The sequence below is a fragment of the Streptomyces luteogriseus genome, assembly GCF_014205055.1.
Lineage (GTDB): Bacteria > Actinomycetota > Actinomycetes > Streptomycetales > Streptomycetaceae > Streptomyces > Streptomyces luteogriseus.
Map to the genome: position 1 here is coordinate 5,985,988 of NZ_JACHMS010000001.1, position 17,246 is coordinate 6,003,233.

15 protein-coding genes are annotated in these 17,246 nt (G+C 74.8%); 3 read left to right on the forward strand and 12 right to left on the reverse strand.

From position 1 onward, the window contains the following. Positions 1-95: 95 nt before the first annotated feature. The 7 genes from BJ965_RS26540 to BJ965_RS26570 all read right to left on the reverse strand — a co-directional run bounded on the left by BJ965_RS26540 (position 96) and on the right by BJ965_RS26570 (position 10,878). A complete protein-coding gene (locus BJ965_RS26540; protein ID WP_184911591.1) occupies positions 96-3,362 on the reverse strand; it encodes an SAV_2336 N-terminal domain-related protein in 3,267 nt (1,088 codons plus the stop codon). Continuing rightward, positions 3,352-4,359, reverse strand: a complete 1,008-nt coding sequence (locus BJ965_RS26545) for an AAA family ATPase (protein WP_184911594.1) — start codon at positions 4,357-4,359, stop codon at positions 3,352-3,354. Before BJ965_RS26545 ends, BJ965_RS26540 begins: the two co-directional genes overlap by 11 nt. Before the next feature lie 90 nt (positions 4,360-4,449). Further along, positions 4,450-6,138: a VMAP-C domain-containing protein gene (locus tag BJ965_RS26550; protein WP_184911596.1), complete on the reverse strand. Its 1,689-nt coding sequence runs from the start codon at positions 6,136-6,138 to the stop codon at positions 4,450-4,452. Beyond that, positions 6,135-6,473: a CU044_2847 family protein gene (locus BJ965_RS26555; RefSeq protein ID WP_184911598.1), complete on the reverse strand. Its 339-nt coding sequence runs from the start codon at positions 6,471-6,473 to the stop codon at positions 6,135-6,137. The genes BJ965_RS26550 and BJ965_RS26555 overlap by 4 nt, the downstream gene beginning before the upstream one ends. A gap of 80 nt (positions 6,474-6,553) precedes the next feature. Continuing rightward, a complete protein-coding gene (locus BJ965_RS26560) occupies positions 6,554-7,894 on the reverse strand; it encodes a carboxyl transferase domain-containing protein (protein WP_184911601.1) in 1,341 nt (446 codons plus the stop codon). After that, positions 7,887-9,344 (reverse strand): acyl-CoA synthetase, encoded by a 1,458-nt coding sequence (locus BJ965_RS26565; protein ID WP_184911603.1) that lies wholly within the window; start codon positions 9,342-9,344, stop codon positions 7,887-7,889. The genes BJ965_RS26560 and BJ965_RS26565 overlap by 8 nt, the downstream gene beginning before the upstream one ends. A 58-nt stretch (positions 9,345-9,402) precedes the next feature. Next, positions 9,403-10,878: an SLC13 family permease gene (locus tag BJ965_RS26570; protein ID WP_184911606.1), complete on the reverse strand. Its 1,476-nt coding sequence runs from the start codon at positions 10,876-10,878 to the stop codon at positions 9,403-9,405. Between the two features lie 193 nt (positions 10,879-11,071). On the opposite strand from BJ965_RS26570, the gene BJ965_RS26575 reads away from it, so the two are divergent. After that, complete coding sequence (locus tag BJ965_RS26575) at positions 11,072-11,779, forward strand: FadR/GntR family transcriptional regulator (RefSeq protein ID WP_184911609.1); 708 nt, start codon at positions 11,072-11,074, stop codon at positions 11,777-11,779. Between the two features lie 15 nt (positions 11,780-11,794). Here BJ965_RS26575 and BJ965_RS26580 read toward each other — a convergent pair whose 3' ends face one another. Then, positions 11,795-12,082, reverse strand: coding sequence for a hypothetical protein (locus BJ965_RS26580; RefSeq protein WP_184911612.1), 288 nt, complete (start codon positions 12,080-12,082; stop codon positions 11,795-11,797). 323 nt (positions 12,083-12,405) lie between these two features. On the opposite strand from BJ965_RS26580, the gene BJ965_RS26585 reads away from it, so the two are divergent. Both BJ965_RS26585 and BJ965_RS26590 read left to right on the forward strand, forming a co-directional pair. Then, positions 12,406-13,284, forward strand: a complete 879-nt coding sequence (locus tag BJ965_RS26585) for an ATP-grasp domain-containing protein (protein WP_184911614.1) — start codon at positions 12,406-12,408, stop codon at positions 13,282-13,284. 56 nt (positions 13,285-13,340) lie between these two features. Beyond that, positions 13,341-14,714: an MFS transporter gene (locus tag BJ965_RS26590; RefSeq protein ID WP_184911616.1), complete on the forward strand. Its 1,374-nt coding sequence runs from the start codon at positions 13,341-13,343 to the stop codon at positions 14,712-14,714. Here BJ965_RS26590 and BJ965_RS26595 read toward each other — a convergent pair. Genes BJ965_RS26595 through BJ965_RS26610 form a run of 4 tightly spaced genes read right to left on the reverse strand, consistent with a single transcriptional unit; the run spans position 14,707 to position 17,237 of the window. Beyond that, positions 14,707-15,324: a hypothetical protein gene (locus BJ965_RS26595; RefSeq protein WP_184911619.1), complete on the reverse strand. Its 618-nt coding sequence runs from the start codon at positions 15,322-15,324 to the stop codon at positions 14,707-14,709. The genes BJ965_RS26590 and BJ965_RS26595 overlap by 8 nt on opposite strands. Further along, positions 15,290-16,117: an FkbM family methyltransferase gene (locus tag BJ965_RS26600; RefSeq protein ID WP_184911622.1), complete on the reverse strand. Its 828-nt coding sequence runs from the start codon at positions 16,115-16,117 to the stop codon at positions 15,290-15,292. Before BJ965_RS26600 ends, BJ965_RS26595 begins: the two co-directional genes overlap by 35 nt. Then, complete coding sequence (locus BJ965_RS26605) at positions 16,114-16,335, reverse strand: Trm112 family protein (RefSeq protein WP_184911625.1); 222 nt, start codon at positions 16,333-16,335, stop codon at positions 16,114-16,116. The genes BJ965_RS26600 and BJ965_RS26605 overlap by 4 nt, the downstream gene beginning before the upstream one ends. Continuing rightward, positions 16,332-17,237, reverse strand: coding sequence for a hypothetical protein (locus BJ965_RS26610; RefSeq protein ID WP_184917574.1), 906 nt, complete (start codon positions 17,235-17,237; stop codon positions 16,332-16,334). The genes BJ965_RS26605 and BJ965_RS26610 overlap by 4 nt, the downstream gene beginning before the upstream one ends. Positions 17,238-17,246 lie beyond the last annotated feature (9 nt).

Sequence of the window (17,246 nt, forward strand, 5' to 3'; positions counted from 1 at the left end):
GGCGGGCCTTCTTCGCATCGTGCGCGGGAGGGGGCCGGGCCGCCTTTCGTGGGGGGCCGGGCGGGGTGCCGCCGAACGGGGGGTTCGCCGTTCGGTCACAGGGAGTGCGCGGCCTCCAGCAGGGGCGCGAGGGAGGTCACGGTGGTCTCGCAGCCGGCCTCGCGCAGCTGCCGGTCGGTCGTGGTGTTCCTGGCCAGGCCGACGAAGCGCAGCCCGGCCCGCTGGGCGGCGGCCAGCTCGGCGACCGTGGAACCGATCACCAGGCCCGTCGCGGCCGGCCCGTCGCAGGCGTCGAGGGCGCGCAGCATGCAGTCCGGGTGCGGGGTGAGCAGGGCGAGGTCCTCGGTGCGTCCGTGGACGCCGGCCAGGGGCAGGGCGCCGTAGGGCCGCAGATAGCGGGGTACGGCCTGGACACAGACGTCCGTGATGACACAGACGCGGCGGCCGGAGGCGTGCAGGGCGCGGACCAGGGGCGCGGAGTTGTGCGTCGCCGGGGCGTGCGGCACCGCCCCGAGTTCGATCTCGTCCAGGCGTTCGCGCAGCAGCGGACCGACCGGGTCCCGCGCGAACGCACGGAGCACGTCCAGCGGATGGGTGAACGTCTCCCGCACCGCGTCGGGCAGGGCGTGCCGTGCGTCGCGGTGCTCGTCGACGAGGGCGAGCAGGCCGAGCACGGCCTCGCGCGCGGTGCCCGCCGAGAACAGGCGGGTCATCGGGCCGTCGAAGCCGACCAGGACCGTCTCGGACTCGGCGAGGAGCTGCGGCAGCGGAGGCTGCGCGGGAGCGGCCCCCTGCGGTTCGGGCAGGGCCGCGCCCTCCCGGTCCAGTCGCACCGAGGCCGTCACCGACAGCCCGGGCACCGGCCAGCGGCGCAGCCCGGCGTTGACCGCGCGCTGGGCGGCGCCCGCCCGGCGCAGCGGATGCCGGCGGGTGATGCGGGCCGCCTCCTCCAGCAGGTGGGCGAGGAGCGGTTCGGACACCCGGCCGACCTCGGCCCGTACGAAGGCGACCGGGTCCTCCACGTGCCAGGACAGCTCGACCGAGGCGGCGAAGACGGCCTTGCCGGAACTCGGCAGGGAGATCCGGTGGTGGGCCTGGTGCGTGGTGAGGTCGACCTCGTAGTACGTCACGAGCCGCGGCTTCCCGTCGCCGTGCGGCCGGGCGGGGTCGAGGAGGGTCAGCGGGCCGTCGGGCCGGGTGTGGACGACGGCAGTGCGGCCCGGGGCCGGTATGCCGAGCCGGCGCAGGTCGCGGGTGATGAAGGGGCCCCGCACCAGGTCGCGGGCCTCGGGCACCGGGGTCGTGGCGGGGGACAGCGGGCAGTACCAGGCGACGGGCGGGGTGTTCGTGGCGCCGTCCTGGTAGAGGGGCTGGAAGCGCCGGGGGCCCTGGGCGGCCGAACTGGCGGCGAACTGCTCGTACAGGTCCGGGGAGACGATCACCTGGATGCCGGCGGGCACGGGCGGCGGCCCGGGCGGCGGGACGGGCCGGTCCCAGAACGTGACGGTCAGGGGCGGCGGGTCCACGAGTCCGGTGAGCACCTCGGGCAGGCCGCGCAGGACGGCGACCAGCACGGGCAGGAGGTAGGTGCCGGGTTCGGTGTGGACGTCGTAGCCGCTGCCGCGGACGCGTACGTCGAACCGGTGGGGGGCGATCGCGCCGCGGGAGAGCATCTCGTGCACCGCGTACTCGAGGGTGATGCGGGCCTCGGGGTGGCCGGTGAGGTCGTCGGACTCGAAGAGGATCGTCGGGCCCGCGGCCCCCGTGCCGGGCTGCGGGTCCGCCCCGCCCAGCCGCCGTACGGTCTCCTCGCTGACCGTCGCGAACGCCGGGCCGGCCGCGCCCTCTCCGTCGCCCGTCTCGGCCCGGAACTGGCCGGCCGTGAGCCCCGCGCGCTCGTCGATCAGGCCCCCGACCCGGGCGAGGAACTCCCGGGTCCGGCCGCGGGCCGTGCGGGGCAGGGAGCGCAGCAGCAACTCCCGTACCCCGGGCCGGAACGTGTAGGAGCCGGGTGGGCCGGGGGTGGCGGTGAGCATGCCGCTGAGGATCACCTCGGCCAGGTGCTGGGGGCGCGCGTCGCGGTCCAGGGTGCGCTGCACGAGGCGCATCACCGGGACCGAGGGGACCGCCAGTGCGAGGTGTCCGGCCAGGCGGAAGGCCTCGGGGGAGGCGGTCGCGCGAAAGCGCAGGACCAGGTCCTCGGGGGAGGCGGTGGTGAGGTCGGGGGCGGGCTCGGCGGGGGGTGCGGGAGCGGGCGGAAGCCAGGCCGCCGCGCCGGGTGTGCGGGCGCCGCCCGGGTCGGCGAGCAGGGCGGCCCAGTGGGCGAGCCAGGGGGCGCCCGGTTCCAGGACCGGCAGCGGGAGGGCCCGGTCCGGGGGCGGTGACGCGTCGTACGGGGTGAACGAGAGGGCCGCCGTGGGGGCCGCGGTGGCGGGGGACGTCAGCAGGCCCGGCTCGGCGGGCAACGCCGTGGTGGACCACAGGTGTTCGGGGAGGGGCTGGATCATCGCGAGCGGCATGCGGTGGGCCCAGCTCCGCAGGGTGCGGTACCAGCGTTCGCCCGCCTCGCCCGGGCGCCACTGCGGGCCCATGCAGTCGCTGACGACGAGGGTGGCGGTGCGGCCGTCGTCGAGGACGGGGACCTGGCGGGCCCGGCCGTCGGCCGTGGCCGGGTGCAGGGTGACCGTGCGGAAGATGCCCGACTGGGCGAGCGCCGCGTGCAGTTCGCTCACCAGGGGGCGCCAGACCGGCATGGTGGGGCCGGTGTCGTGCACGAGGTTCAGGCGCAGCCAGCGGTCGGGTGCCGGGCGCAGCACGGGGAGCCACACGTCGGGGTGGGCACCGAGCCGCGCGATCCGGTCGGCCGTCGCGCGCTCGTCCAGCAGGCGCGCGTGCGGGGAGGGCACCTTGCGCTGGAGCGGACGCAGGGCACGCTGTAGCGCGAGGGGGTGGGGGAGCATCGGGGGTGCGGGTGCGAGGAGGGGCGATCCAGCACCGCCGGGTTGGTGGTGGGGACCGTCCGGGGTCCGTGGGGCGGGGAGGCGGAGGGGGACGCGGCCGGGAGCGGCCCGGACCGGGGGCTCGGTGGGGTGCGCGGGTGCGGGGGTGGAGGGTGCCTGCTCGCCGGGGCCGGGCGGGTCCTGCGGGGCGGTGGCGGGGGTCTCCGGAGCGGCCGCCCGGCCGGTCTCGGGCTGCCCGGCCGGGGGCTCCTCGACGAGGGACCCACCTGCCGGGTGCTCCAACTGCCCTGCCAACCACAGCAGTTCGGCGATCTCCCGGGGTGTCGGCGCGGCGCCCGCGGCCGACAGGGCAGCCGCCAGCCGGGCGACCGGGGACGGCCCGGATCCGGCCTCAGAAGCCATCGCCGTCGGCCGCCGCGCTGAGGTACGGCATCAGCTGCTCGGCGAGGTCGTCGCGGGACTCGGCGTCCAGGCCCGCCACCCCCGTGAGGTAGAGGGCGTTCAGCAGCTGGTCGGTGGCCAGTTCGCCGCCGGCGGCCCGCTCCAGGAAGCGGCTGATCAAGCGGTCCGCGTCACCGTTCGGCGTGTCCAGATGGGCCCGGACGATGTGGGTGAGCTGGTCCCGGCCGGGGTGGCGCAGCTTCAGCCGGACGCAGCGGCGCAGGAAGGCGGGCGGGAACTCGCGCTCCCCGTTGCTGGTCAGCACGACGAACGGAAAGGCGCGGCAGCGGACCCGGCCTCGGCGGACGGCGACCGGCGTGTCCGTGCCGTCGGCGAGGACCTCGGCCGTGCCGTCGCCGGAGTGCCGGGCGGCACGGACCAGTTCCGGGATCTCGTACTGGCCCTCCTCCAGGACGTTCAGCAGATCGTTCGGCAGATCGAGGTCGCTCTTGTCGATCTCGTCGACCAGCAGCGCGCGGGGCCGGTCGTAGGGGAGCAGGGCGGTGCCGAGCGGGCCGAGGCGCAGATGGTCCTCGACACCCCCGGGTCCGTCCTGGCCTTCCCGGGCCGCGTACAGCCGGGACAGCGGGTCGTACTGGTAGAGGCCGTCCGCCAGCGAGCTGCGGCTGGTGATGTTCCAGCGCAGCACCGGGCCGAGCCGCAGCTCCCGCGCCACCGCGTAGGCGAGGGACGACTTGCCGGTGCCGGGCGGGCCGGTGACGAGCAGGGGGCGGCGCAGGCAGAGCGCCGCGTTGACGAGCCGGACGCTCTCCTCGGTGGCGACGTACGACTTCGCCCGGTGCACGCGGTCGGGGGAGACGGCCGTGGCGTCGTCGCCGTCGTGCGGCGGCGGCACGGCGGGCCCGCCGTCGAAGGCACGCCAGGGCGGCGGGGCGGGCAGATCGTCGATGCCGTCGTGCGGCTCGTTGCGGCCGGTGTAGACGGACCAGTGCGGCATGGGGAGTGGTCTCCGCTCTCCGTTTTCGTGCGGGTGTTTCTCGAAGCGCGTCGCGTGCGGGGGTCCCGCAGCACGTCGCGTGCGGGTGGGTCAGGCCACCGGCGACCTCGCGTGCGCGGCGGTGACGGCGTGCGGGTCGGTGAAGAGCCGCGGGTCGTCCCAGAGCAGCTGGATGCCCTGGGCCCAGTGGTCCTCCTCGGCGAGCGCCTCCTCGCGCAGGGCGAGGACATGGCGCGGGAGTTCGGCGGGCGGTACGGCCATGACATGGGCGTCGAGCGCGTCGAGGAACGCCTTGCCGGTGCAGCCGTCGGCTCCGGCGCACTCCTCCTGCCCGGAGCCGCAGCCGCCTCGCGACCACACGATCACCGGGGCCGGCGCGGTGAGCGAGATGTCGAACTGGGGCCGGGTGCGGGCGGTGGCCGGGGCGGTGCCGAACCCGGCGAGGCAGGCGTCGCGCTGCCGCAGCCGCAGCCGCAGCCGCCCGGGTTCCTCCGGCCCTGCGCACTCCACCCGGTGCATCCGCGCTCCCGGCCAGGAGTCCAGGCGCTTCCACGCCCGGGTCAGCACGTGCCGGGTGCTGGCCTTGCGGCGGGCGTGGTCGGTGACGACCAGCGGGTAGACGCAGCCGAGCGGCGTGTCGTCGTCCGGGGCGCTCTCCCAGCGGTCGACCGGCCAGTCCAGCCAGTCCCGGGGCAGCGCGAACGCGACCAACTCGTCCGCGCCGGGCGTCAGATGACGGAAGGCGGCCTCGATTCCCTCCTGCACGTACGTGTGCAGCCGGTGCCGCTCGACCGTGCCGGACTCGACCGGGTGCCGCCGCCCCGAGCTGTACGCGGACACCTCGACCCGGACCAGGCCGTCGCCCGCCCCGCTGCGCCCGAGCTCCACCAGGATCGGCGACCAGTCGGGTGCAGACGGCTCCGCGGCCGGGGCGTGCAGCAGGCCCCGGAGCCGGTCGGCGAACCGGGCGACGGTGCGGGCGGCGCCCGGGCCGTCGAGTTCGCACAGCACGAACAGGGCCGCCGACCACAGCGAGTCGAACCCCTCCTCGGGCGGCGGGGGGTCGAACGGGTCGGCCGCGGCCGTGTACAGCCGCGTCGGGTCGCAGTCGACGCCGGTGCGGGCCGCCTTCTCGACGAGGGCGCGCAGCCGGGCCCGGTCGGCGCTGGTGTGGTCGGAGGTGGGGACCAGGCTCTGCAGGTCGGGCCAGTAGCGGGCCATGACCTGGGTGGGCATCATCCGGCCGGTGCGCACCTCGCCGCTGCCGGAGTCCGCCGTGACCATGCCGACGACCTCGCCGGTGTCGGCCAGGGTGACGGCGGCCCCGCTGAAGCCGGGGGCCAGGGGTCGGCCGCCCTGGTGCCAGCCCTCCAGCTGGAGCCACTCCCGTCTGATCAACTGCGGTGCCGTGACACGGCATTCGGTGAGCGTGCCCTCGTCGAAACCGCGCGGGAAGCCGTAGACGACGAGCTTGCGGGCGGTCGGGCCGTGCGCCGCGTCGACCGGGGCCAGCGCGGCCGGGGCCATCGGCATCTCCCGGTCCAGCTCCAACACGGCCAGGTCGCCGGGGTCGGTGACGCCACCGGCCCAGCCGCCGTGCGCGACGACCCGGGCGGGGACGGCCGGGGTGCCGGGCCGCTCGGTGAAGGTCACCGCCAGGTCCTCGCCGTCGCCCACGACATGAGCGCACGTCAGCACCGTGCTCGGGGTGACCAGGAAGCCCGCTCCGGCCACCCGGCCCCGTAACTCGATCCGGGCGTGCCACTCGGCGCTGTTCATGAGGCGGAGCTCGCCCCAGGGGCGTCCGGGGACCAGGTCAGCCTGACCACCAGGTGGCCCTCGGCGGTGCCCTTGGCGATGAACGCGCCCGTCTCGGCGGCCAGTTTCACCCCGAACTCGATCTCCACGCCGTCGGGCCTCAGCGAACCGTCCCGGAAGACGCGCAGCGCGGACTCGGCCGCCGCCCGCACGCCTTCCAGGGCGCCCTCGAAGGTGCGGGCCGCCTGAACCGTGCCGTCGCCGCGGGAGACCAGGCGGGAGCCGGACCGCTCCTCCACCGCCTCGACCGCGACCACGGCCCCGTCATCGGTCTTGAACTCGACCAACCCGTCCACGACACCCCCGTCGTCCGATTGCGCTGGGCAGCACCATTGTGACGGAAGGTACTTGATGGCGTGGAGGGCATTCACGGAACTCACCCACCGACCGTCCCCCGGATCACCCCCAGCTCCACCAGGTCCTGCGGACGGATGCGGAGCTGGTCCGCGGTCGACTCGACCTCGCGCGGGGGCCGTTTGAGGATGGCGGCGGCCAGCTCCGGCGCGATCACCGAGAAATAACTGTCGGGCGTGGCCCATGTGTTGCCGGGGGCGGCCAGGGCCAGGGCGCCGCCGGAGCCCCCCTCGCCGATCACCAGCGTGGTCACGGGGGTGCGGGCGCTCGCGACCGCGCCGAACAGGTCGGCGATCGCCGCGCCCGCGCCCTGCCGCTCCGCCTCCGCGTCGTTGGCCGCGCCCGGGGTGTCCACGAGGGTCAGCACCGGGATGCCGAGCCGGTCCGCGAGGCGGATCAGCCGGGCGGCGGTGCGGTACCCGGCGGGGCGGGTCGCGGTCCCGGTCTGCGCGGCGTACGCGACCGTACGGCCCTCGTGCGTGCCGAAGCCGCACAGCATGCCGTCCGGGTCGGTGCCGCCGCAGCGGTCGCCGCCGATGGCCGTCCTCTCGGTGAAGTAGGCATCCAAGTAGGCGTCGGCACGAGGCCGTTGCGGGGAACGGGCCCGGCGCACGGCGTCCCAGCCGGTGACGGGCAGCACCGCGGACTCACCGAGCGGCCCGGGTGGCGGAGCGGGTGTGGTGGACGGGCAGGTCAGCAGCCGGAGCCAGCGCCCGAGCGTCTCGCGCAGTTCCTCAGGCCGTACGACCGCGTCCGCCGCCCCGGCCGCGACCTGCGCCTCCGCCGTGTACGCCGCCGGATCCGCGTCCGCCGGCCGCACCCGCGACCCGGCGAAGCCGACCTGGGCGCCGGGCAGCGCGAGCACCACGTCCGCGCCCGCGCCCAGGGTGGCCCAGCCGCCCCCGGTCGTCGGGTCGCGCAAGACCGCGACCTGCGCGAGACCGGCCTCCCGGGTGAGCGCCGACTGGCGGGCCACCCGCTGGAGTTGGGTCAGCGCGAGCATGCCCTCCTGCATGCGGCTGCCGCCCGTCGCCACCAGGGGCACCACGGGGAGGCGCCGTTCGCGGGCGTACGCGTACGCCGCCTCCAGCCGGTCGCCGGTGCGCTCTCCCAGGGAGCCGCCGAGGAAACCGAACTCGAACGCGATCAGCACGGCCCGGATGCCGCCGACACGGGCGGTGCCGCAGACCACGGACTCCTGCTCGCCGGTGCGCTCGGCGGCACGAGCGCGGGAGTCGTCGTAGCCCGGCCAGGCCAGCGGGCCGTCGGGCCGCGACTTCCGTTCGGGGGCCGGGAGTCCGGCGAAGGTGGCGTCGTCGGCGAGGGCGGTGACGACCTCGCGCGCGGAGAGGCGCTCAGCCATGGGCCAGCGACCGCTTCATGATCTTCCCCATGTCGTTGCGGGGCAGCGCGTCCAGGTGGTGCACGACCCGCGGCCGCTTGTGCGGCGCGAGCCGCTGCGCCACATGGTCCGCCAACTCCTCCAGCGTGGGCGGCGACTGGGGATCCGCCGGCACGATCCACGCCACGATCCGTTCGCCCAGGTCGGCGTCCGGCTCCCCGGTGACGGCCGCCTCCCGCACCCCGGGGTGTTCCAGGAGCGCGTTCTCGATCTCACCGGCCCCGATCTTGTAACCACCGCTCTTGATCAGGTCGGTGGCCTTGCGGCCGACGATCCGGACATAGCCGTCGGGGTCGCGCACCGCCATGTCGCCGGTGCGGAACCAGCCGTCGGCGGTGAAGGCGGCGGCGGTCGCGTCGGGGCGGTTGAGGTACTCGGTGAACAGGTTCGGCCCACGCACCTGGATCTCGCCCACCGTCTCCCCGTCGTACGAGGTGACCTCCGCACCGTCCTCCTCGACCAGCCGCAGTTCCACGCCCGGCAGCGGTACGCCGACCGTGCCCGGGCGGGCCTCGCCGTCGGCCCGGACGCTGGTGTTCATCAGCGTCTCCGTCATGCCGTACCGCTCGATCACCCGCCGCCCGGTCGCGGTCGCGATCCGGCCGTGGTCGTGCACGGGCAGCGCGGCGGATCCGGAGACCAGCAGCCGGGCCCCGGTCAGCGCCTTCACCAGGTCCGGGTCGCTCGTCACGGCCTCGGCGATACGGTGGTACATCGTCGGCACGCCGAACAGCATGGTCGCGCCGCCGTTCAGCTCGCGGGCGACACCCTGGGTGGTGAAGCGGCCCAGGTGCCGCACCGATCCACCGCGCCGCAGCGGGCCGAGGACACCCAGGACCAGGCCGTGCACATGGAACAGCGGCAGTCCGTGGACGAGGACGTCGTCACCGGTCCACTGCCAGGCGTCGGCCAGCGCGTCCAGGGTGCTCGCGAGGGCCCGGCGCGAGATGACGGCGCCCTTGGGCGGACCGGTGGTGCCGGAGGTGTAGACGACCAGGGCCGGATCCTCGTCCGCCGCGCGGCTCTCGGGGACCGGGCCGGTGGCCTGTACGTCGACGTCCACGCGGGTGAGCTCCCGCAGGGGCGCGGGGAGCAGGTCGTCGGGAGCGGTGAGCACGAGCTCGGGGGCGCTGTCGGACAGGATGTGCCCGAGTTCCTTCTCGCCGGACTTGGGGTTGAGCGGCACGGCCGGGACTCCGGCCAGGAGCGCGGCGACCACGGCGACGGCCGTCTCCATCGTGGGCGTAGCCCAGACGGCGACCCGCGTGGCTCCGCCGATGCGGCCCGTGAGCGCTCCGGCCGCGCCGGCGAGCTGCGCGTAGGTGAGGGAGCGCTCGCCGAAGCGGAGGGCCGGCCGGTCGGCCGGGCCGTCGGCCGGGCTGTCGGTCAGGGCCGGGAAGAGAGAGGGCACGCGTCACATCTCCTTGACTGTTGACTGCTGTTGTCCATGGGCGGTGGGTCCGGCCGGGTCATCCCCAGCCGGGGACGACCATCACCAGCCAGGCCGCCGCCGGTACGACCGCCACCACAATCCCTCCGTACACCATCAGCTGCCGGAAGAAACGCTCGCGGTCCACGTCCGGGGCGGCGGCCAGGACGAGTGCGCCGTTCGTGGAGAACGGGCTCACGTCCACGACGGTCGCCGACACGGCGAGCGCGGCGATCATGCCGACCGCGCCGATCTCGCCCCGCTCCAGGAACGGCACGGCCAGGGGGATCAGGGCGCCCATGATCCCCACGGAGGAGGCGAACGCGGAGACCAGGGCGCCGATGTAGCAGAGCAGGACGGCCGCGAGGAGGGGGACACCGATGCCGCCGACGCCCTCGCCGGCCCAGGTGATGGTGCCCATCTCGTCGAGCACGCCGACGTAGGTGAGGACGCCGCAGATGAGGAGGACGGTGGGCCAGGCGATCTCGCCGGTCGCCTTGCGGCTGTCCTTGGGCCAGGCGGTGCTGAGGAGGACGGCGAGGGTGATGGCGGTCAGGCCCGCGTCCAGGTCGAAGACCAGGACGGCGAGGACCAGGGCCAGGAGTGAGGTGAGGGTGGCTGTGCGGGCCGGGGTGAGGCGGGCTTCTTCCGGGCTCCGGGTGGGAGCGGCTGGGGCCGGGTGGGTCCGCAGCCGGGCGGTGCCAGGTGCCTCCCCCAGGCTCTCGGCTTCGCTCGAGCAGGGGGTACCCCCATCGCCCACCCGTACCGCCCCAGCGGTACGACGGCCCGCGGCGGGGGCGGGGGCTGGACTGCCCGCAGTCGGGGCTGGACTGCCCGCTGCCGGGGCTGGACTGCCCGCTGCCTCGACGGGGCCGCTGCTTCCGCTGTCGCTTTCGTTCACCGCGCCCCGCGCCCACAGCTTCAGCCCCCCGCACATCACGAACACCACCGCCGCGATGACCAGGTTCGCCGCGAGCGACGCCAGGAACAGGACGACCTCGTTGCCCGGGAGCTTCTCGCGCTCGACGATGCCGTTGACGATCGAGCCGTAGATGCTGATCGGGGAGAAGCCGCCGGCCTGGGCGCCGTGGACGACCATCGCGCCCATCAGCAGCGGGCTGATCCCGTACCGCGCGGCGAAGCTCAGGGCGATCGGGGCGACGATCGCCACGGCGGCCGGGCTGACCGCGCCGATGGCCGTGAGCGCACCGGTCAGGGCGAACATCACCCAGGGGATCAGCGCCACCCGCCCCCGCACGAGCCGGACGGCGGCGTGCACCAGCCAGTCGGTGGTGCCGTTGGCGCGGGCGATCGCGAAGAGGTACGTGACGCCCACCAGGACGACGAACAGGTCGCCGGGGAACCCGGCGAAGATGCCGTCGGCGTCGAGGTCCGCGACCAGCCCCCCGACGGCGAACGCGGCGGCGAAGGCGAGCGCGCCCATGTTGACGGAACGGGTGGTGGCGATGACGAACACCACGACGAGGACGAGGATCGAGATGAGTTCGGGGGACATACGGGCTCCCGTCGTTGGGCCCCGGAGCGGCTGGGCGCACCTCCAGTGGACGAGTGGCTGAGCCACTTGAGGTGCGTTGGTCGAACAGCGTGGGGGCGGGCCGGGCGCCCGTCAAGGGGGTGGGCGAGAATTGGCTCAGCCACTCCGCCACTGTGCAGGGCCGGTGTTACGCTCCCGGCGAGAGGGGGAGCCCGTGACCGACGCCCTGCGCCCCATGACGAAACAGCGCCTCTACGAACAGGTGCTGGAGCGGCTGCGCCAGTACGTCGCCGAGGGCGGTCTGCGGGCCGGTGACCGGCTGCCGCCCGAGCGGGATCTCGCCCAGCGGCTCGGGGTCAGCCGGGCCTCGGTGAAGCAGGCGATCGTGGTGCTGGAGGTCCAGGGCCTGGTGGAGGCCCGGCACGGCGGGGGCACCTACCTCGTGCGGGACAGCCTCGACACCGAACCGGTCGAGCGGATGGTCGAACGCCGCCGGCGCCTTCCCGACGTCCTGGAGGCGCGGGAGGCGCTGGAGACGAAGCTCGCGGAGCTGGCCGCCGAGCGGCGCACCGAGGACGACCTGGCGGCGATGCGCTCGGCGCTCGGCGTGATGACCGAGGAGATCGAGGCGGGCGGCCACGGCGTCGAGGGCGACCGGCTGTTCCACGCGGCCGTGACGGCGGCCGCACACAGCAGTCTGCTCGCCGAGTTCATGCGCTCCATCGCCGAGCAGATCGCCGAGAGCCGCACCGAGTCGCTGCGCCAGCCCGGCCGGCCGTCCCGCTCCCTCTCCCAGCACCGGGCGATCCTCGACGCGATCGCCGCCGGGCAGCCCCGGCAGGCCGCCGCGGCCATGCGGCGCCACGTCCGCACGGTGGCGAAGGTGCGGCTGCTGGACTGGGAGCCGGAGGAAGAGAGCTAGACCCGGGGCGGGAGGTCAGCCGGTCGATGCCACGTAGTGACGGTGTGCCGGTGAGAACCGCACCTCGGGCTGCCCGGCGAGTCCGACCTCCTGCACGGCCGGGGCGAGACGCGTGGCGAAGAACTGCCGGAAGTCCTCTTCGGCGTTCCACACGTCGGTGACGTGCATGGCGCCAGGCTCGAACCACGCCGCGTGCAGGACCAGACCGTCCGGCACCTGCTCCTCCCAGCGCACCGCCGCCAGCATCGCGTCGTACTGCTCGGGAGTCACCCCGGCCCAGCGCAGGGACAGCACCACAGCCATGGGAAGGTCCTTCCTCTGTTCGGTGTCTGCGCTCAGTAGACCGGCCGGGGGCGCCCGCGGCCCGTGGTCCTGGGCCGTCCGGGTCAGCCCTCCACCCCGTCCGCCACCACACAGCCGACGTTGTCCGGCCCGCCCGACGCGTTCGCCGCCGCGACCAGGGCCTGAACGGTCTCGTCCGGGGACGCGGGCGCGACGAGGAGTTCCCGGACGCGGTGCTCGGGAACGACGCCAGGTGAAGGTCAAACGGGGTGTCGCGGTTCCGGACGGGATTGTTAGCCTGCGACGGACATCGCATCGATCGCCTGTACGAGGATGGAGTCGCCGTGGCCGGCACCCCGCGCATCGCCGTCGTCACCTACGACCCCCGCGGCGAGGAGCACAAGGACCGGGACCTGCCGGTGCTGGTGGCGGCGTTGCGGGAGGCCGGGGCCGATGCCGTCGCCGTCCCCTGGGACGACCCCGCGGCCGACTGGGCCGCCTTCGATCTCGCCCTCATCCGCTCCACCTGGGACTACAGCTGGCGCGCCGACGAGTTCACGGCGTGGGCCGAGCGGTGCGGGAAGGCGACGCGGCTCGCCAACCCGCTCGGCGTCGTGCGGTGGAACGCCGACAAGCGCTACCTCGGGCAGCTCGCCGAGGCCGGAGTGCCCACCGTGCCCACCCGGTACTTCGCGCCCGGCGACCCCGTCGAGCTGCCCGCCGACCGCGAGTTCGTCGTGAAGCCCGCCTCCGGGGCCGGCGCCCGCTACGCCGCCCGCCACCCGGCCGGGGAACGCGACGCCGCCGTACGGCAGGCCGAGCGCATGCACGCCGAGGGGTTCACCGTCATGGTGCAGCCCTACCTGAGCAGCATCGACACGCACGGCGAGCGGGCCCTGCAGTTCTTCGGCGGACGTCTGCTGCACGCCAGTGTCAAGGGCGCCGTCCTCGCGCCGGGCACGCCGTACGACGCCGACAAGGTCGCCCACCCCGACCTGCGCCGCTGGGAGCCGACCGCCGCCGAACTGACCGTCGCCGAGCAGGCGCTGGCCGCCGTGCCCGTGGACGCGGAGCTGCTGTACGCGCGCGTGGACCTTGTCACCGGGCCGGACGGCGAGCCGTGCGTGATGGAACTGGAGCTGATCGAGCCGAACCTGTTCCTCGCTCTGCACCCGGACTCCGTGCCGAGGGTGGTGGAGGCGGTGCTGGCCGCCACCGGCTGAGCACCGTGCGCGGGGCATACGCCCCCGGATGAGGCTTTTGGTGTAGTGCTACCACCATGCCCCCCGAGCAACGGACCTGGGCACCGCTGCTCGCGGTGTGCGCCGGGTACTTCATGGTGATCCTGGACGTGACGGTGATCAACGTCGCCGTGCCGGTGGTCGGGCGGGAGCTCTCGGCCTCGCTCACCGGCATCCAGTGGATCACCGACGGCTACACCCTGGTCTTCGCCGGGTTCCTGCTGACGGGCGGGGCGCTGGGGGACCGGCTGGGCAACCGGCGGGTGTTCTGCTGGGGTGTGGCCGTGTTCACGGCGGCCTCGGCGGCCTGCGCGCTCGCACCCGGCACGCCCTTCCTCGTGGTGGCCCGGCTGGTGGAGGGGCTCGGCGCGGCGCTGATCGTGCCCGGTTCGCTGGCCCTGCTCCAGCAGGCCTACCCGGAACCGGACGTCCGCTCGCGGGCCTTCGGACTGTGGGGGGCGATGGCGGGCATCGCGGCCTCCGCCGGGCCCCTGCTGGGCGGGCTGCTCGTCTCCACGGTGGGGTGGCGCTGGGTGTTCCTCATCAACCTGCCCGTCGGCGCCGCCTGCCTGGCGCTCACCCTGCGGCACATGGCCCGCTCACCCCGGCGCGCCGACCGGGCCCTGGACTGGCCCGCGCAGGTCGCCGTCGTAGCCGCGGTCGCCCTGCTGACCGCGGGGCTCAACGAGGCCGGGCGGCGCGGCTGGTCCGACCCGGCCGTGCTCGCCGGCCTGGGCCTGGCCGCACTGTCCGCCGTCGCCTTCGCCCTGCGCGAGCGGCTGGCCCGGTCCCCGGCCCTCCCGCTGGTCCTGCTGCGCTCCCGCGCGATGAGCGGCGGCGCCGCCATCGGCCTGCTGTTCAACTTCGGCTTCTACGGCATGGTGTTCACCGCCAGCCTGGAGTTCCAGCACCAGCGCGGCTACAGCCCCCTCGGCACCGGCCTGGCGCTGTTCCCGGCGGTGGCGATGACCATGTTCGCCTCGGTGCTGTCCGCCCGGCTGTCCCGCCGTACCGGCGACCGCCCCCTGGTGGTCTCGGGCATGCTCCTGGCCGCCCTGGGACTGGCCGGCTGGGCCGCGGCGGGCGCCGACCCCGCCTACGGGCTCCTGGTGCTCCCGATGATGGCCGCCGGCTTCGGCACGTCCTTCGCCCTCACCGGCTCCACCGCCACCGTGATGGGAGCCGCGCCCCCGGCCTACTCGGGCGCCGCCTCCGCCCTGTTCAACACCACCCGCCAGGTCGGCAGCGCCACCGGCGTCGCGCTCGGCGGCAGCCTCCTCGCCTCGGCCGCGAACTACGGCACCGGCATCCGGACCAGCATGGGCATCGGGGCCGTCGCCTATCTGGGCGCGGCGGTCCTCGCGTGGTGGTGCGTACCGGCGAGGGCCCGCCGCCCTCCAGGAGTCACGTAGCTCGGACCCGGCCGCCGGTGACGGCCACCCGCTGCACCAGCCCCCAGGTGAACTCCGCGACGGCCTCCCGCCGCACCCCCTGGGCGTCCGGCGCGGTGAAGGCCAGCCCCCACCGGGTCGGAGCCGAGCCCTCCAGGGGACGCGCCGGGGCGAAGGCCCGGGCCGCCTCGTCGACGGTGCAGGACCAGGGAGTGAGATCGTCGAGCGTGTTCAGCTCCGGCCCCGGGGCGCCGGGGGCGCGGACCAGCCACTCGTTCCACACCGCGCGGTTCGGGGCGGTCAGCACCTCGAAGCGCAAGGAGGGCCAGAGGGGCACCGGCCACAGCCAGGCCTCGCAGTCGAGATCACCGATCCGGCGCGGCGTACGGGACTCGGGGTCGCCCAGCACCTGCCGGTAGCGGGACAGGGGCGCCCGCGAGCGCGGCGAGCGGACCATGGCCTGCCAGCGCTTGTTCGCCTCGCGCATGTCCGCGATCGACACCCCCAGCGCTTGGCGGGCGTCCTCCACGAGCCCGGGGTTGTGGTCGGCCATGCGGCGCAGCAGCACCAGCTGGAAGTCGAGCGGGGTGAAGGGGCTAGCGGGGTGCTTTCCGGAGGGCATGGGACCCATGGTCGCCCACCGGTGTGCTGCCGGGGCGGCGGCCGTCGGGCAGGAACAGGACGGAGTTGACGTAGCGCGGGCCCCGCAGGAGCGGGGAGGGCAGGACGCGGCGGAGCAGGCCGTGGGAGACGACGTAGGACGCGCGGGCCTGGTGGTCCTCCAGCGGGAACTTCACCAGCGGGACCCAGGTGTCGCCGGGCAGCACCCAGCCGTCGTAGCCCAGCAGCGACAGGTAGGTCACGACCGGTGCGATCGGCTGGATGCGGGACTCCAGTTCCACGAACAGGGCCGGCCGGTCACGGGCCAGCAGGCCCGTCGCCCCGCGCAGCACCGCCGGCTCGTTGCCGTCCACGTCGATCTTGATGAAGCCGACGTCGCGCAGGCCCAGTTCGTCCAGCGTGACACAGGGGACGTCCAGCGCCCGGCCGTGGATGTCGCGCCGGACCAGCGAGGACACGCCCCGGTCGCCCGAGTCGTCCGACGGCAGCCACAGGCGGGCGATGCCCGGCCGGTCCGAGGCCGCCGCCCGGATCACGCGGACGTTCGGCGGCGCGGCGTCGGCCAGCAGCCGGGCCAGATGGGGCACCGGCTCCACCGTCACGACCCGCTCGGCGAGGCCGGACAGGCGGTGCGTCCAGGGTCCGTACCAGCCGCCGACGTCCACCGCCGTGCGCAGGTCCGGGGGGCACAGCTCGGCGAGCCGGGCCAGCTCCGGTTCGAACCGGGGGTAGAGCGCCCGGGCCGTCGCGGCCACCAGACGGGTGGGCAGCAGAGGGGCGATGCGGGCCGCCAGGCTGGTCACGGTGCCATCCTCTTCAGCAGTTCCTCGTGCTCGTCGTCCGGCACCTGCTCTCCCGAGGACGGCAGCAGCTGCGGAATGCCGTCGGTGATCGGGTAACGCCGTTGCAGACGCGGGTTGTACAGCGCCTCCTCCCGCCCGGCCTCCTCGGCGAGCAGATGCAGCGGCCCCTTGTCGAGCGGGCAGGCCAGGATCTTCAGCAGCGGGTCGTCGGGCTTCATGGGGATGCGAGCTCCTTGGCGGGTGGGGAGGGTCGGGGAGCGGTGTCGTGCTTGGGCATGGTCAGCAGCACGGCCACCGCCAGGGCCGTGCCCGCCACCCGCAGCGCGAGCCGCAACGGCTCGTCCGGCAGGGCCTCGCCGAACGACAGCGTGCCGAGCACCGCCGTGAACAGACTGGTCACGGTCGTGCACACCGGCACGATCAGCGAGGCCCGGCAGCGCTGCAGCGCCGCCTGCGACATCACCAGGCCGAACACACCGGTGAACAGCAGCAGGTACGGATAGGGGGAGCTCAGCAGGGCCGGCACCGCGCCGCTGATGCCGTGGGTGGTCAGCCGGCTGGAGACGCCCTTGATGGCCAGCGAGCTCACCCCGTAGAGCAGGCCCACGGCCACGCCGTACTCGACGCCGGTCGTCGGCCGCCGGTGCCGGTTGCGGGTGCGCCGCTCGGCGGAGGCGTACAGCCATACCCCGGCCGCCAGCGACGGCACGCACACCAGCAGGATCAGCTGGTAGGGCGCGTCGTGGCCGACGGTGTCCGACCCTTCCCGCAGCGACAGCACCACCATCAGCAGCGCCAGCAGGATCGCGCCCAGCGCGTACCGCTCCCGGCCGGACGTCTCCTCCCCGAGCAGCCGCGCCGACAGCAGCACCAGCAGCACCAGGCCGGAGACGAAGATGCCCTGGGCGGCGGCGATCGGCAGGGTGCGGTAGACGACGAGCTGCGCGGCGAAACCGGCCGCGAGGGCGAGGGACCCGCCGATCCACAGGGGGCTGCCGAGGACGAGGCGCAGCAGCCGGGCCGGTTGCCGGATGCTCACCTCGGGGAGAGAGGTGAGCGCCCGCTTCTCCAGCACGAAGCCCACGCTGTAGAGGGTGTTCGCCAGCAGGGCCGCGGCCACTCCCCACCA

What these genes read in the sequence shown, in the direction of transcription:
- BJ965_RS26570 (WP_184911606.1), bottom strand. Translation starts at nt 10,878, where the DNA reads ATGTCCCCCGAACTCATCTCGATCCTCGTCCTCGTCGTGGTGTTCGTC.
- BJ965_RS26580 (WP_184911612.1), bottom strand. Translation starts at nt 12,082, where the DNA reads ATGGCTGTGGTGCTGTCCCTGCGCTGGGCCGGGGTGACTCCCGAGCAG.
- BJ965_RS26560 (WP_184911601.1), bottom strand. Translation starts at nt 7,894, where the DNA reads ATGGCTGAGCGCCTCTCCGCGCGCGAGGTCGTCACCGCCCTCGCCGAC.
- BJ965_RS26595 (WP_184911619.1), bottom strand. Translation starts at nt 15,324, where the DNA reads ATGGGTCCCATGCCCTCCGGAAAGCACCCCGCTAGCCCCTTCACCCCG.
- BJ965_RS26550 (WP_184911596.1), bottom strand. Translation starts at nt 6,138, where the DNA reads ATGAACAGCGCCGAGTGGCACGCCCGGATCGAGTTACGGGGCCGGGTG.
- BJ965_RS26590 (WP_184911616.1), top strand. Translation starts at nt 13,341, where the DNA reads ATGCCCCCCGAGCAACGGACCTGGGCACCGCTGCTCGCGGTGTGCGCC.
- BJ965_RS26540 (WP_184911591.1), bottom strand. Translation starts at nt 3,362, where the DNA reads ATGGCTTCTGAGGCCGGATCCGGGCCGTCCCCGGTCGCCCGGCTGGCG.
- BJ965_RS26605 (WP_184911625.1), bottom strand. Translation starts at nt 16,335, where the DNA reads ATGAAGCCCGACGACCCGCTGCTGAAGATCCTGGCCTGCCCGCTCGAC.
- BJ965_RS26545 (WP_184911594.1), bottom strand. Translation starts at nt 4,359, where the DNA reads ATGCCGCACTGGTCCGTCTACACCGGCCGCAACGAGCCGCACGACGGC.